This is a genomic window from Allobosea sp. NPDC055332, assembly GCF_053645455.1.
Window position 1 is genome coordinate 1 of the sequence record NZ_JBSHMO010000035.1, and the last position, 1237, is coordinate 1237.

1 protein-coding gene is annotated in these 1237 nt (G+C 49.2%); it reads right to left on the reverse strand.

Annotated features, from left to right (window positions below; translation table 11 throughout):
* Positions 1–1160: tyrosine-type recombinase/integrase (locus tag ACWIGM_RS31490; protein WP_454029860.1), on the reverse strand; the 1160-nt coding region annotated here is incomplete at its 3' end.
* Between the last annotated feature and the right edge of the window lie 77 nt (positions 1161–1237).

The following is a 1237-nucleotide window of genomic DNA, read 5'->3' on the forward strand; positions in this document are numbered from 1 at the left end:
GCCCACTGCTGCAACATGTAGGCGCGCTGTCTGGCGTATTCCGCTTTGTTATATACGGCGCGCACACCTTTCTGCTCATGTGCCAGAGCCTTTTCAATCCAGTCTGAAGGATAACCAGCCTCATGCAACAACGTACTGGCTGTACGGCGCATATCGTGTACGGTGAAGTCCTGAATATGCTCACCATCTTCATTTATTATTTTCACCGTTCTGTCGATCAGAGAGTTCAGTGCGGCATTAGATAATGGCTTCCGGAAATTGTAACGACCAGGAACCAGGTATTCACTTCCACCAGCGCACATCTGCAACCCGACCAATATATCCTGTGCCTGTTTAGGCAGGTAAATAACGTGCGCCCGGCTTCCTTTCATGCGGTCTGAAGGAATTGTCCATGTCCATTTTTTAAAATCTATTTCATCCCACGTTGCATTGGTGAATTCGCCCTTACGAACCATAGTGATAAGCACCAGTTTTAAAGCCATTTTCATAGTGCCCATAGCACCAATGGCATCCAGCGTGCGGAAGAACAGGCCAATTTCTTCTGGTGTCAGTGTTCGCTCTCGTGGTTTAAATATGGCGATAGACGAAGGTTTAATGTCAGCCGCAGGATTAAACAAACCATGACCACGGTCATTGGCGTGACGGTATACGCTGCTGATGATCTCCCTGGCCTGCACTGCTGTTGCCCGGCCACCGCGTTCGACAATCCGGTCACACAAATCACGAACCATCGATGTGGTAATTTCAGCCATCATTTTATTGCCAAGAACCGGAAGTATGTCACGGTCGATCACCGCCTGTTTCATTGCGCGGGTACTGTCAGCCAGGATGACGTGTTTCATATAACTGTCGGTATGTACCGCAAACGTCTCGGCACCACGAATCTTTTTGATACCGTCACGTTTAGCCGCAGCCGGTGACTGGCCTGCTTTAAGCAGCTTCTTTGCAGCAATCAGTTCTTCTCGCGCTTCTGCCAGGCTGATACCGTCACGCCCATACTGCCCGATTACCAGCGTTTCGCGGCGACCGTTGATACGGTAGTCGTAGCGAAACGAGACCGTGCCTGACGTAAGCACAGCCACATACAGCCCGTCACGATCGGAAACTTTGTACAGTTTGTCCTGTGGCTTGAGGTTTTTTAATTTTGTATCGGTAAGCACAATTCACCCGTATAGAAACCATTTTCATGACGGTATGAGAGTATACCTTTAAGGTAATACCGTCACCTGTACCGCCA